Consider the following 13,310-nt stretch of genomic DNA (forward strand, 5'->3'; position numbering starts at 1 on the left):
GTAGGGCTTGTAGGGGTCGAGTTTGTTCGGCCGCGGGGCGCGGGGGCCGTAGCGCGGCGGCCCGGTCTGGAGGAGCCATTTGTGCACCCTCTTACGGTCAAACCCGGTGAGCTCCGCGATGTCGGTGATCGACAGGCCTTGCCGGCGCATCTCGCGAATCTCGTCCACGTCCTCACCTCGCAGCAGTCGGGCCACCTCCTCCTCGCTACGGATTTGGTGACCATGATTCTGTTGAGGTGGGGACTTTTACCTCGGCGTTATGGGGAGTTTAGCACCGGCGCTGACAGTCCCGGGCCCAAGAGCTCTCTGCCACAGCCGCCGCCCCGCAGAAAACGCCTCCACAACCATCGTTCCGTTTTCCCGTTTCCGTACAAGACCGATACGGTCCCCGCTGCGGGAGACGTGAAGGGAAGCAAGGCGCGAGGCCTCGCGGGGATGACCTGCAATACAGCCCCGTCACGCAACCTGAGAAGGATAAGGCCATGCGGGAGGTCCCACGAAGGGTGCGGCAGACCCGTCTGTGGGTCGCGGTAGGCGGCCATCCAGGTGGCCGCACGCACCACAAGCCCGCGGTAGAGGGACTTGACGAACTCCACCTCGCGGGAGCTGTGGAAGTGGCGCCACAGGCAGAAATGGAAGAAGCGACGCGTCACCTAGGCGTGACCGGCGGAGGTGAGGGCATCGGCCACCAGTGCACCGTCCCGCGGCCAGACTTGGGCGTGGGTGTCGCGGGCGTATCCGGGCCTCACACAACGCGCTCAGGACACAGGATCAATACTGCGTCCCCGTCCCAGGCTCATCCCGCCCGACTCATCCCATCTCGGCCTCCGGGTGGGCGATGCCAGGCCTGGGAGCCACGGCCGCCGCCCGCCGGCGCTCCAGGTCCTGCCGTACAGCCGCGAGCACTCCCTCCCAGGGAATGAGGCGGGAGGCCTGCTCATCCCGTGCCTTCAGCTCCACCCCGCCCTGCCGCAGCGTCCGCCCGCTCACGGTCAGCCGCAGCGGCAGGCCGATCAGGTCGGCGTCGGTGAACTTCACCCCGGCGCTCCCCTCCCGGTCGTCGTAGAGGACCTCCACCCCGGCCTCTGTCAGTGTGACGTAGAGCTCATCGGATCGTGCGGCCACCTCCGGCTCCCGTCCGGCCAGGCGCACCAGGTGGACTTCGTAGGGGGCGACGCTTGCGGGCCAGCGCAGTCCTGATGAGTCGTGGTGAGCCTCAGCAAGACACTCCAGGAGCCGGCCGATGTCGATCCCACATGACCCCATGACCACGGGGTGACGTTGCCCTTCCGCGTCGACGTAGTAGGCTCCGAGGGCCTGCGTGAGGTGGGCGCCCGGCGGTCGGATGTGGCCGACCTCCACGCCCTGCACCAGGCGCAGCGCCTGCCCGCAGCGGACGCAGGGAGCTCCCTCCTGGACCTCCACCAGATCCACCACGGCGTCGGGGAGGAAGTCCCGGCCCACGTTCACGTTGCGCAGGTGGAAACCCTCCCGGTTGGCCCCCGCGACCAGGTTGGCCGAGGCGGCCACCAGGTCATCCACTACCACCAGTACGGAGCCGCGGGCCAGGCCGACCGGGGAGGCATAGCCGGGCACCGCGCCGGCGGCGCGGATGGTCTCAGCGGCGGCAGGCCGCAGCCGGCGGGCCCCGATGGCGCGGGCGAGCTTTCCCTCGTCCAGGCTCATGTCCCCCCGGACGATCCCCATGACCAGGACCTCGCGCGTCTCCCCCACGCCTTCTCCCGGAACCGTAGCCTGGTAGAGCACCACCTTGGCTGTGCGGCTGGGAGGGACGCCCAGGACCTGCGCCAGGGCGGCGATGGTCTCGGCGTGCGGCGTGGCCACAGGCTCCGCCGGCCTGGGGGCTTCCGGCTGGGGGATGGGCTTGGCGCAGCGGGCCGCCCGGCGGGTGGCGGCGTACCCGCAGCGGTCGCAGAGGACCACTGTCTCCTCTCCTATCTCCGTCAGGTAGACGAAGGCACGCCCTCTGCTCTCCCCGGTCATCTCCCCATTGGCGGCCACGGCAATGACCCCTGGCAGGCCCACGCGGCGGAAGAGGCGGTCGCAGGCCCAGAAGAGCTGTGGATGCTGCCTTTCCAGCCCCGCCTCGTCGGCATCCAGGGTGGCGGCCTCCACCACGGCCGCCTCCCCGGTGCGCAGCGGCCCGCCGGGCCCGGGGGAGTCACCTCCGGGCCCGGTGCGGATCCGATAGAGCAGCCGCGGGAGCTGCCGGTAGGAGTGGACCTCGCTTTGCGCCAGGCGGGCCACCGCCTCCTCGAATGGGGCAGGCAGCGGCAGCACCACTTCCTGCCCGCCGATGGCCTCCAGCTCCCCTCGGAGAACCTGCTCGATCCTGCGGATGACGCGCACGCCCAGCGGCAGGTAGCCGAAGGTGGCAGCAGCCAGCGGGCGGACGTACCCCGCCCGCAGCAGCAGGCGGTAGCTTTCCAGTCGCACCTCGGCGGGTGCCGCCCGCAGCGTCTGGCCGAAGAGCCGGGACATGCGCACCGGCCGCCTCCAGCCTCAGTAGGCCCGCGCGTAGTACACCGTGGCCCCAGCCGGCATGCCGCAGACCACGCAGGCCCCCGTCGGCCGGTCGTCCAGGGGGATGACCCGGGGCGAGGCTCCGGAGCGCTCGCGGAGGGTCTCCTCGCAGGAGGGCATCTCGCACCACCCCACGCGGACGAACCCGCGGCGCGCTTCGATCAGGGCGGCGACTTCGTCCACCGTCTGAGCATCGGAGATGTGCTCTTGCAGGAAGCGCCGCGCGCGGGCCATCAGCTCGTCCTGAATCTCCCGCAGGATACGCTCTACGGTGGCGGGCAGTCCATCCAGCGAGACCGCCTCCCTGGCCAGGCCGGTGCGTCGCACCAGCACCACCTGGTTCTGTGCCACATCCCGCGGTCCGATCTCCACCCGCAGGGGGACGCCGCGCATCTCCCACTCGTTGAACTTCCACCCCGGGGTGTACTGGTCCCGGTCGTCCAGCTTCACCCGGAACCGCTCCCCCAGCTGCGCCGCCAGGGCGGCGGCGCGCTCCTGTACCGCCGCCCCGTCCCGTCCCGGGATGGGGACGATGACCACCTGGTAGGGGGCGATCTGCGGGGGCAGGACCAGGCCCCGGTCGTCGCCGTGGGCCATGATCAGCGCGCCGATGATCCGGGTGGAGATGGCCCAGGAGGTGGTCCAGACGTACTTCTCCTGGTTGTCCTCATCCAGGAACTTGACATTGAAGGCGCGGCCGAAGTTCTGCCCCAGGAAGTGTGTGGTCCCGGCCTGGATGGCCTGGCCGTCGGGCATCAGTGCCTCCAGGGTGTAGGTCCAGTCCGCGCCGGCGAAGCGCTCGCTCGGGGGCTTGCGGCCAACCAGGAGGGGGATGGCCAGGACGTTCTCCACGAACTCCTTGTAGATCCCCAGGATGAGGCGGCACTCCGCGTCCGCCTCCTCCGCGGTGCGGTGGGCGGTGTGCCCCTCGTGCCAGAAGAACTCCGCGGTGCGCAGAAAGAGGCGCGTAGCCTTCTCCCAGCGCACCACGCTGTTCCACTGGACGATGAGCAACGGCAGGTCGCGGTACGACTGAATCCACCTGGCGTACATGGGCATCATGATGGCTTCAGAGGTCGGGCGCACCGCCAGCCGCTCCGCCAGCGGCTCGTCCCCGCCATGCGTCACCCAGGCCACCTGAGGCGCGAACCCCTTGACGTGCGCCGCCTCCTGCCGCAGCAGCGACTCCGGCACCAGCAGGGGGAAAGCGGCGTTCATGTGGCCGGTGGCCTTGAAACGGGCGTCCAGCCAGCGCTGGATTCCCTCCCAGATGGCGTAGCCGTAGGGGCGGATCACCATCATCCCCCGCACCGGCGAGTAGTCGGCCAGCTCCGCCCGCAGGCAGACAGCCGTGTACCAGTCAGAGAAGGCCTCCGCCTTACTTGGGATTTCCTTGACGTACCCGACGGTCATGACCCGGTGCTCCTCTCAGAAAGACTCACACCCCGCCCGAAGGGACGGGGTGTGCCCGTGGTACCACCCTGGTTCCGGCAGGGTTCGCCTGCCGGCACTCTCCCCCGCTCACGGTGGGGCGCCGGCGCGGCTGGATAACCGCGCGCACGGCTCGGAGGATGGGTTCAGCGCCCTGAGCGGACCGGGCTCACACCGTCCCCGGTTCGCTCCGCCGCCAGCGGCGCCTACGCGCCCTCCTCATCGCCAGCATACCTCTACCTTTGTAACAGCACACCAGTTTAAGCGTCAATGCCCGGGCCTCCATCAGGAGGTTGGCCCGTCCTCTGCTCGGTTAGCGCGCTCCAGGGAGTAGAGGTCGCGTGCATTCCCCCCAAGGATCCGCCCGGCCGCCTCCGGGATCTCCTCCTCGGCAAGAAAGCCTTCGGCGGCGATTCGCCGCAGGGCCCGATCCAGGGCCCGCCTCCCGTGAAGGCCACCCAGCCAGAAGAGTTCAGGAATGGAGAACGCGTCCGAGGCGTACAGCACCTTGGTGAGCGGGGCGTGGGCCAGGGCGTCCACCAGGGCCTGGGTGGCGCCATGGGCGAGGAAGGGTACGGCCAGGGACAGGTCAACGTAGACGTGGGCATAGACCGAGGCCAGCCAAGCAGCCTCCGCGACGTATGGATAGCTGTGCAACAAGACGAAACGCACCCTGCGGAAAGCCGGGTACTCAAACACCGGCCGCAGCCAGGCGGGGTTTGCGTAGACCAGATGCAGGTCGGGATCGCCAAACCCGGCGTGGACCTGGACAGGCAGCTCCAGCGGGGCGATGCGCTCTAGAGCCAGCCAGAGCATGGCATCCAGGAGGGGCTTGGCCGTGACCCGGTGCGGTCCGCTCCCCGCCTGCGCCCTCTCGGCTTGAAATGCCGCCTCGAGCGCCTCGGGGCTATGGCGCTCCACCGCCAGGCCGCTGCGGTAGGCGATGATCGTCTTGAAGGCCACCACCCCCTCCCGGGGAGCCTCCTCGATCGCCGCCACGAAGGCATCCTGTAGGGAAGCTAGGGAAGGAGCGGCCGGCAACAGCTCCTGGAGGAGGGCCTCCAGCCGCAACACCGGTGCCGTCCGGCACGGCAGCAGCGCGGCCAGTGCGCCGGGCGCATAGTGATCGCGGGGGCGGAATCCGTAGTCTACCAGCGCAGCGGCCACATTCGCCGCAGCGAAGCATTCCCGCACGAGCTCGGAGAAAGGCATCCGAGATCGCGCTTCCAGTACCGCTTCCTCATCCGCCGCGCATCCGAAGAACTCCGCCAGATCTCGGATGGCACGCCGATAGAAGACGGTGTGGGCAACGTGGTGCCGGGGGACCTCCCCGTCCGGGCTTTCGGTAAAGCAGGCACGATAGGCCTCGACCGTCCGCGGCTGATCCACCAGGAGGGAATGACAGTGGTGGTCGACCAGGGGAATTTCAGCGAATGGCAGCACCTCCGTCGTCCCTTTCATGGCCCCAGCGCCGGACGGCGTTTCAGTACCGCATGAGGTGCTGGCGGATCTCCTCCTCCACCGAGACGTCCTTGAGCGCCAGCCACTCCCCTCTCCGCACGGCCAGATAGGAGGTACCCAGCGGTTCGCCCAGGGCCGTCCACAGCACCTGGTCTTGCTGCAGCGCGGCGATGGCGTCCCCCAGGGAGGCGGGCAGAGGCAGGATGCCCCGGCGGCGGCGCTCTTCGACCGAAAGAGATGCGGGGTCGACCTCGACCGGGTCGCCGGGATGGCGGCGGCGGCGGATGCCGTCCAGCCCGGCGGCGATGACTGCGCCCAGGGCAAGGTAGGGGTTGGCACTAGCGTCGCACGTCTTAAGTTCAAAGTTCATGCTCTCCGGTCCACGCCGCGGAGTAATAACCCGCACGGCCGCCTCGCGGTTCTCCTGACCGTAGCAGGTGAACGCGCCGGCCCAGAACTGCGGCCGGATGCGGCGGTAGGAATTGACGCTGGGAACCGTCAGCGCGCACAGTGCCGGCAGGTGCTCCAGGAGGCCGCCAATGAACCAGTACCCCTCCTCCGAGAGGGACAGTGGATCGGCCGGATCGTAGAGCGCATTCTGCCCCTGTCGCCAGAGGCTGAGGTGGAGGTGGGCGCCGCTGCCCGCCTTGTCCGCCAGCGGTTTGGGGGCGAAAGAGGCCACCAGGTGGTGACGGGCGGCCACGCCGCGCACCACCTCCCGAAAGAGAACTTGCCGATCCGCCGCCTGCAGCGCGGGAGCGTGTCGGATGGTCAGCTCAAACTGGCCGGGCCCGGACTCGGGGTAGAAGAGCTGCGGTTCCAGCCCCATGCGCTGTAGTGTGTCCAGCAGGTTCAGCAGCACGTCGTGAGCCAGGTCGAAGGCCAGCGTCTGCGCGAAGACCGTGTCATCGAGGGGACGATACTCCTCGGGCATCTGGCGGAACAGGTAGAATTCTGTCTCGAAGCTCGCCTCCACGCGCAGGCCCGCCGCAGCGGCCTCCTCGCTCATGCGCCGGAGGAACGTGCGGGGGCAGTGTTCCCAGGCCCGCCCCTCCGCGGTATGAAAGTCTCCCAGGACAACCGCCGCCCCCGGGGCATAGGGCAGGACCGTCAAGGTCTCCATGTCCGGCATCAGCCACACCTCGCCCACCGGGCCCAGCCCCGATTCGGGCAGGACAGCGTCGTACATCAGGGGGAGGGCCTGCTGGGCCACCGAGAAACCAACGCCGGAGGCGACGCAGATGTCGAGACGCTCCGCGGGGACGGCCTTCGCTCGGATCAGGTTGGCATTATCGCAATACGTAAACCGGACGAAGCGGATTCCCTGCTCCTGTGCCCACGTCGCCCAGGTCTGCTTCCCCATCGCTCAGGGTGTGGTCTCACCGGCGAACTGGAAGACTCCCTTCACCACCCTGATCACCGTGACGCTTTTCTTGGGCACGTGCCGCCCGCCCTCGAAGCTGATGGTCCCGGTCACGCCGCGGAATCCCCGCGTTGCCTCCAGGGCGGCCTTGATGGCCTGGGAATCGGCCTTGCCCGCTCGTTTCACCGCGTCCAGGATGAGGTTAAAGGTATCGTACCCCAGCGCTGCAAACGCATTCTCCGGCCCGTGCCGGTACGCCTGCGTGTATGCCTTGACGAAGCTGGCCACCACGGGAGCCTTGCTGGTCAGCGAGACGTGGGTGGTGAAGTGAATGTTGTCGGCCAGCGCCTTGCCCGGGATCTTCACCAGCAGCTCCGTGTCGTAGCCGTCGCCCCCCACAATGGGAATCTTGATGCCCGCGGAACGGATCTGGCGTACGACCAGCCCGATATCATCAGGGACGGCTGAGATAAACAAGGCGTCGGGCGCCGGCGAGATGCGCCGCAGGCGGGTGATCTGTGCGGAGTAGTCCTTGTCGCCACTCTGATAGACGTCCTCGGCAACGACCGCACCGCCGAGTTCCAGCAGCTTCTGCTTGTAGAACTTGGTCAGGGTGAGGGTGTAGTCGTAGGCCTTGTCGGTCATGATCCAGACGCGCTTGGCCTTCAGCGTGCGCACCGTGTAGATGGCGCCCACGAACGCCTGAGCGTCATCGGTGAAAGGGGCCATGAAGGCGTAGTCGCCAATCTGGTCTGGCAGGTTGGGCAGGGTTGCCCCCGCGATGACGAAGGGAATCCTGGCTTTCTGGGCGATGGGCCCGGCGGCCAGGGCAAACGTCGAGTCGTTGAGACCACCCACCACGACGACCTTCTGTACGTTGATCAGGCGGGACATGGCGGTGGCCACGACGGTCTGGTCCGTCTTGCCGTCCTCCGCGGCCAGGACGATGCGCCTTCCCAGCACGCCGCCCCGCGCGTTCCACTCGCGGACAGCCAACTTCGCGCCGTTGAGCCCTGGCGCGTCGATGGAGGACATACCTCCTGTCACGTTGTACAGGGCGCCGACCTTGAGGGAGGGTTGCTGGGCGACGACGGGCGGGGCCAGCGCTGCCAGAACTACCAGAATGGCCAGCGCGGAGATCCTCCTCATGTTCCGCACCTCCTTTTGACCCACCGGCTGCATTGCCGGGAACAACGCTATCCGTTCGCTCCTCGGGCAGCGCGGACCTGCCGCAGGCGCGGAAGGCGAGGCCAGCGCGCCTCCCAGCCCCCCACCAGCCCGCGTGGCCGGAGCATCATCGTCAGGATCAACATCACGGCGAGGATCAACTGGCTGAGACCGAACAACGGAGGGAGCGTGATTCCGACCACCTCGATGCCCCCTTCCAGGCTGCGGAGGGCTTCCGGGATCAGCGTCAACACGATGGCCCCCACCACCGCACCTGTGGTACTTCCCAGGCCTCCCACCACGATCATGACGACCAAGTTGAAAGTCTCCACCAGCCAGAAGGAGTTCGGCGAGATCACCGTGATCAGGTGCGCCCACAGGCTCCCGGCTGTGCCGGCGAAGAAGGCACCCAGCACGAAACTGATCAGACGGGTGGCGGCGGCGGGGATGCCCATGGCCGCTGCCGCGCTCTCATCCTCCCGTACGGCCAACATGGCCCGCCCGAAGGCCGACTGGGTGAGACGCCACGACAGGTAGATGCAGGCTGCGGCAAATCCGTAGGTCCACCATGTGGTGGTGTACGGCGGGATCCCGCTGATACCTACGCCGCCGCGGGTTACCCGTTCCCAGTTCACCAGGACGGAGCGCACGATGACCAGAAACCCCAGCGTGGCCACCGCCAGGTAGTGTCCCCGCAGCTGCAGAACCGAGTAGCCGATCAGCGCAGCGCACAGCGCGGCCAGCACGCCCCCGGCCAGCGTGGCCGGCAGGAGGCCGATCTGCGTCTGCCGCAGCCAGCCGAACAGGTCAGGAAGAATCAACTCTTTCCGGGGGAGGGGGAGGGTGAGCAGCGCTGCGCTGTAGGCTCCCACGGCCATGAAGGCAATGTGCCCCAGCGAGAACACCCCGGTCATTCCATTGGTGAGGTTCAGGCTGACGGCCAGGATGATGTTGATGCCGACCACATCCACTAGGCGCAGATAGTAAGGGTTGAGGTAGGTCTGCCCCAGCCAGATGCCTGCCGCGCCCAGGATCAGCGCCGGTAGAGCGCGCACTCTAGACCCCCCGCTCCTCCATCGTGCCGAGCAACCCACGCGGGCGGACCAGAAGGACCAGAATCAACAGCAGGAACACGAAGGCATCGCGGTACCCTGACAGGTCCGGGGGCAGGAGCCCGACGAAGAGGATCTCGGCAAACCCCAGAACGAATCCTCCAACCATTGCTCCCGGGACGCTGCCGATTCCTCCGATCACGGCAGCCACAAACGCCTTGAGCCCGGGGAGGAATCCCATAAACGGATCGATCCGGCCGTACTGGGCCCCCAGCATCGCCCCGGCCACCGCTGCCAGGGCGGAACCCACGGCAAACGCCAGCATGATGATCCGTGCGGTGTCTACCCCCAGCATCTCGGCGACCAGCAAGTTCTGAGCGCAGGCCTGCATGGCGATGCCCTCCCGGGTGCGGGTGACGAAAAGGTGAATCCCTGCCATCAGGACCGCTGCCGTGGCCACGGTGAGCACGGTGAGGGTGTTGAACAGCACGCCGGCCACCGTATGCAGGTCGGTCAACCAGGCGGGGACGGAGAACGTGCGCGGGTGCGCCGTGAAGACCATGATGGCGGTGTTCTCCAGGAAGATCGAAACCGCCAGCGAGGTAATCAGGGCGGCCACCTCAGGAGCCTGCCGGATGGGACGGTAGGCTCCGCGCTCGATCAGGACGCCTAGGGCCGCCGCCCCAACCGCCGCGCCGAGCAGGGCCAGCCAGAAGTTGCCGCCGACCGCCGCCACCAGCAGGAGGGCAACATAGGCGCCAGCCATGAACACGTCCCCGTGGGCGAAGTTGATCAGCCGCAGGATCCCGTAAACGATAGAGAGGCCGATGGCGGTGAGGGCGTAAATGCTGCCCAGGGTCACTCCGTTGACTACCTGCTGCAGGAGATAAGTGACCAGGGCCACGACTAGCCTACCCGGGCACCCAGATAGGCCGCCGCCACAGCGGGCGTCGCGGCGAGCTCCGCGGCGGTACCCGTGAGCACGATCCGTCCCGTCTCCATGACATAGGCCCGCTCGGCGATATTTAGGGCCATGCGCGCGTTCTGTTCCACGAGCAGAATGGCCCGGCCCGCGGCGCGGATCTGCTCGATTACCATGAAGATAGTGCGCACCAGCAGAGGAGCCAGACCAAGCGACGGTTCGTCGAGCAACAGGAGCCGCGGACGGGACATCAGGGCCCGACCGATGGCCAGCATCTGCTGCTCCCCCCCGGACAGCGTTCCCGCCGGCTGGCGGCGCCGCTCGGCCAGAATCGGGAAGTAGGCGAAGACCTGCTCCAGGTCGTCGCGGATGAAACGGTCGCGGCGGGCGTAGGCGCCAAGCCGCAGGTTGTCCATGACACTTAGCAGGGGCAGGAGTTGTCTGCCCTCAGGCACGTGACCGATCCCCAGACGCGTGACCTGGTGGGGTGCCAGCCCGAGCAGAGAGTGTCCCCGGAAAATGATCCGGCCGTTCCGGGGGCGCACCACCCCCGAGATCGCTTTCAGGAGTGTCGTCTTGCCTGCGCCATTGGCGCCCAGAACGGCCACGAGCTCCCCGTCGCCGACATGGAGGGAGACCCCGCGCACCGCCCAAATTCCCCCGTAGGCAACTTCCAGGTTTTCAACGCTCAGCAACGGCATCCACACCCAGGTAGGCCTCAATCACCGCGGGGTGCTCGCGGATGACACCCGGCGAGCCCTCCGCGATGAGCTGGCCGAAGTTGATGGCCTGCACGCGATCGCACAGCCCCATCACCACGCGCATGTCGTGCTCGATGAGGAAGATGGTCAGCCCCAGGCGGTCGCGCAGTTGCCGCAACAGGGCCATCACCTCGCCGCTCTCCGCGGCAGTCAGGCCGCCCGCCGGCTCGTCCAGCAGGAGGATCACCGGGTCCAGGGCCAGGGCCCGCGCGATCTCCACCTTCCGCTGCACGCCCAGGGGCAGGCTGCGGACCTCCAGGTCGGCCACCGCGCCCAAGCCCAGCAGAGCCAGGATCTCCGCCGTCCGGCTGGCCAGACGCCTCTCCCCCTGGTGAAACGACGGCAGACCCAACAGGGTATCGAGGGCGCTGTAGCGGCGGTGGAGCTGGGCGCCAATGAGAACGTTCACCTGGACTGTCAGATGCGGGAAAAGTCGAATGTTCTGGAAAGTCCGCGCGATACCCAGGCGAGCCACGTGATCAGCGCGCAGGTTGGTGATCTCCCGATTGCGGAAAACGATGCGCCCGGCACTGGGACGCAGGTGGCCGGAAATCAAGTTGAAGATGGTGGTCTTCCCCGCGCCGTTCGGGCCGATCAGTCCGACGATTTCACCTGGGGCAATTCGCAGCCTGTAGTCTCGCACTGCGACAAGACCGCCGAAGTGTTTCGTGAGTTGCTCGATCTGCAGGAGGGGGGACTGAGCCATCGGAGTATTCTTGTTAGGTGGTCGTCACGTCACCTCCTCCCGGAGGCGAACCGCTACGGTCTCGATGAGAGGGCGAAGGGGATTTGTGCATCATAGCGTCCTCTCCCAGAACAAGGCGTCAACAATGATAGCTACCCCAAGGATCGGACTGACCTGGTCGTCCGGATCGCGAGGTCTGAACCGCTATCAGGAGGCCATCACGGCGGCCGGGGGCCGGCCCATCCTGATCACACCCCAGACCGGCGCGGCTGGGGCACGAGACATCGACGGCCTCGTCCTGGCGGGGGGCCCTGACGTCCACCCGGAACGCTACGGACAGGCCATCGATCCACGCGCCGCCTCGTCCCTGGAGGTGGTAGTCGAGCGCGATGCTCTCGAGCTGGACCTCATAAGAGAGGCCCTGGATCGGCAGATACCTGTGCTGGGCATCTGCCGGGGTATCCAGGTGCTAAACGTTGCGCTGGGAGGGACGCTGGTTCAAGATCTCGCGCTCGCCGGGGTGGACCCGCGCGGGCACGACCAGTCGGGCAGGCTCGAAGACTGGCAGGCTGCGCACCAGGTCCAGGTGAAGCCCGGCTCGCGCCTGCACCGTATTCTGCGAAAGACGCAGGTACCTGTGAACTCGTTCCACCACCAGGCCGTGGACCGACCCGCCGCCGGCACGGTGGTAGTGGCCCGGGCGCCGGACGGCGTCATCGAAGCTCTGGAGGCGTCGGGGCACCAGTTTGTCCTCGGGGTACAGTGGCATCCCGAGCGGATGTGGGATCGTGATGCGGAACAGGCGGCGCTCTTCCGGGCACTTATTGCGGCCGCGGGTGGCCTGGTTGATCCTGCCTGAGATGTGGGGGAGGCGCTTCCTCTGGAGATCATTTTCCCCAAAACACCGGACACTACCGAATCGCCAGGCATCTCTCAGCGGTCCTCGTGGGCCCTAACTGCAGACAGCTGTTCCAGCAGGCGGTCCGCGGAGGCAAACCCGATGTTCAGCGCCACCACCCTGCCGGCGGCGTCCAGGACGGCGGTAGTGGGCACGCTGAAGACGCCGAAGGCGCGGGCGGTCTCCCGGTCCGCCAGGACGTCGACCTCGCGGATCTGGACGCCGTCGCCCAGGCGCGCCGCCAGCTCCGCCAGCGCGGGGCGCTGGGCCGCCTGACAGGCAGCGCAGTCCGGAGAGGTGAAGGCCAGCACCAGAGGACGTCCCGGCGGTAGCGGGGACGGGCCGTTGCGGGCCAGGCGGGCGGAGAGCCGGCGCGGCCGCGCCGCCAGCCACAGCCCCGCCAGCCCCAACAGGAGCAGCACCGAGACCAGGACCACCAATCGCTCGCTCACGCCGGCCGCTCCCCACGCAGCAGCCCGGCCCTCCGCAGCTGGTAGAACAGGAAGCAGCCAGCGCAGAAGTTCCACAGGACGTTCACCGCCGCCAGCACGGCCACCACTCCGGCCAGTACCCACCCCAGCGCGGTCACCCCGCCGTAGAGTGCGGCCGATGCCCCCAGCATCAGGGCTCCGCCCACGGCCTGGGCGAAGCGGTGGGGAGCGGCTTCGTCGGTGACCAGGTGGGGACGGACCAGCCGCAGGGGGAGGACCAGGTAGCGGTACAGCAGGCGCAACGGCCCGATGGTGGGCCAGGCGGCATTGAAAAGCAGAGCTACCGCCAGGACAGGGACCAGCCAGATGCGGGCGAACAGCCAGGCCAGGGCCACCACAACGACGATGGTGACCTGGCCGAACTTGATGGCGTTGTGGTCAACCTGTGTACGGGTCATTCCTGCACCTCCGCCGGAGAAGTGATCGATCCTGGCGGCGGAGACCGTGGCGTCCCTTGCGGAGTGCGATCAGGCGGTCAGGCCTGGGGCAGGGCGAAGGCGCGCCACGGCCTCCGCCCGGGACAGATGCACTGACG

13 protein-coding genes are annotated in these 13,310 nt (G+C 67.8%); 1 reads left to right on the top strand and 12 read right to left on the bottom strand.

Translation table 11 applies throughout. The features are described from left to right. The 10 genes from QN152_05240 to QN152_05285 all read right to left on the bottom strand — a co-directional run. A partial coding sequence (locus tag QN152_05240) for an IS21 family transposase (protein ID MDR7538923.1) occupies positions 1-195 on the bottom strand: 195 nt, incomplete at its 3' end. Between the two features lie 615 nt (positions 196-810). Next, complete coding sequence (locus QN152_05245) at positions 811-2,502, bottom strand: YbaK/EbsC family protein (protein ID MDR7538924.1); 1,692 nt, start codon at positions 2,500-2,502, stop codon at positions 811-813. A 21-nt stretch (positions 2,503-2,523) separates the two neighbouring features. Beyond that, entirely contained in the window at positions 2,524-3,957 is a 1,434-nt protein-coding gene (gene proS, locus QN152_05250) for a proline--tRNA ligase (protein ID MDR7538925.1), read from the bottom strand. Between the two features lie 303 nt (positions 3,958-4,260). Further along, positions 4,261-5,418 carry an amidohydrolase family protein gene (locus QN152_05255; protein MDR7538926.1) on the bottom strand — a complete coding sequence of 386 codons (1,158 nt, stop codon included), beginning with the start codon at positions 5,416-5,418 and terminating at the stop codon, positions 4,261-4,263. Positions 5,419-5,458: 40 nt separating this feature from the next. Further along, on the bottom strand, positions 5,459-6,799 hold the full coding sequence (locus QN152_05260; GenBank protein MDR7538927.1) for a glutamine synthetase family protein: 1,341 nt from the start codon (positions 6,797-6,799) through the stop codon (positions 5,459-5,461). A 3-nt stretch (positions 6,800-6,802) separates the two neighbouring features. Beyond that, positions 6,803-7,948, bottom strand: a complete 1,146-nt coding sequence (locus tag QN152_05265) for an ABC transporter substrate-binding protein (protein ID MDR7538928.1) — start codon at positions 7,946-7,948, stop codon at positions 6,803-6,805. Between the two features lie 47 nt (positions 7,949-7,995). Next, positions 7,996-9,021, bottom strand: a complete 1,026-nt coding sequence (locus tag QN152_05270; protein ID MDR7538929.1) for a branched-chain amino acid ABC transporter permease — start codon at positions 9,019-9,021, stop codon at positions 7,996-7,998. A 1-nt stretch (position 9,022) separates the two neighbouring features. After that, entirely contained in the window at positions 9,023-9,922 is a 900-nt protein-coding gene (locus QN152_05275; protein ID MDR7538930.1) for a branched-chain amino acid ABC transporter permease, read from the bottom strand. A gap of 2 nt (positions 9,923-9,924) precedes the next feature. Then, positions 9,925-10,641, bottom strand: a complete 717-nt coding sequence (locus tag QN152_05280) for an ABC transporter ATP-binding protein (GenBank protein MDR7538931.1) — start codon at positions 10,639-10,641, stop codon at positions 9,925-9,927. Beyond that, on the bottom strand, positions 10,622-11,407 hold the full coding sequence (locus QN152_05285) for an ABC transporter ATP-binding protein (GenBank protein MDR7538932.1): 786 nt from the start codon (positions 11,405-11,407) through the stop codon (positions 10,622-10,624). Before QN152_05285 ends, QN152_05280 begins: the two co-directional genes overlap by 20 nt. A gap of 85 nt (positions 11,408-11,492) precedes the next feature. On the opposite strand from QN152_05285, the gene QN152_05290 reads away from it, so the two are divergent. Then, positions 11,493-12,245, top strand: coding sequence for a gamma-glutamyl-gamma-aminobutyrate hydrolase family protein (locus QN152_05290; GenBank protein ID MDR7538933.1), 753 nt, complete (start codon positions 11,493-11,495; stop codon positions 12,243-12,245). Between the two features lie 74 nt (positions 12,246-12,319). On the opposite strand, the gene QN152_05295 is transcribed toward QN152_05290, so the two are convergent. Next, the gene (locus QN152_05295; GenBank protein MDR7538934.1) at positions 12,320-12,736 is read right to left on the bottom strand and encodes a thioredoxin family protein; all 417 of its coding nucleotides are present in this window, start codon (positions 12,734-12,736) and stop codon (positions 12,320-12,322) included. Further along, complete coding sequence (locus QN152_05300) at positions 12,733-13,173, bottom strand: DUF4395 domain-containing protein (protein ID MDR7538935.1); 441 nt, start codon at positions 13,171-13,173, stop codon at positions 12,733-12,735. The genes QN152_05295 and QN152_05300 overlap by 4 nt, the downstream gene beginning before the upstream one ends. Between the last annotated feature and the right edge of the window lie 137 nt (positions 13,174-13,310).

The sequence above is a fragment of the Armatimonadota bacterium genome (assembly GCA_031459715.1).
Lineage (GTDB): Bacteria > Sysuimicrobiota > Sysuimicrobiia > Sysuimicrobiales > Humicultoraceae > Humicultor > Humicultor tengchongensis.

Excerpts from the sequence above, each read along its gene's own strand:
- QN152_05245 (MDR7538924.1), bottom strand. The coding sequence starts at position 2,502 with ATGTCCCGGCTCTTCGGCCAGACGCTGCGGGCGGCACCCGCCGAGGTG.
- proS (MDR7538925.1), bottom strand. The coding sequence starts at position 3,957 with ATGACCGTCGGGTACGTCAAGGAAATCCCAAGTAAGGCGGAGGCCTTC.
- QN152_05260 (MDR7538927.1), bottom strand. The coding sequence starts at position 6,799 with ATGGGGAAGCAGACCTGGGCGACGTGGGCACAGGAGCAGGGAATCCGC.
- QN152_05265 (MDR7538928.1), bottom strand. The coding sequence starts at position 7,948 with ATGAGGAGGATCTCCGCGCTGGCCATTCTGGTAGTTCTGGCAGCGCTG.
- QN152_05280 (MDR7538931.1), bottom strand. The coding sequence starts at position 10,641 with ATGCCGTTGCTGAGCGTTGAAAACCTGGAAGTTGCCTACGGGGGAATT.
- QN152_05285 (MDR7538932.1), bottom strand. The coding sequence starts at position 11,407 with ATGGCTCAGTCCCCCCTCCTGCAGATCGAGCAACTCACGAAACACTTC.
- QN152_05300 (MDR7538935.1), bottom strand. The coding sequence starts at position 13,173 with ATGACCCGTACACAGGTTGACCACAACGCCATCAAGTTCGGCCAGGTC.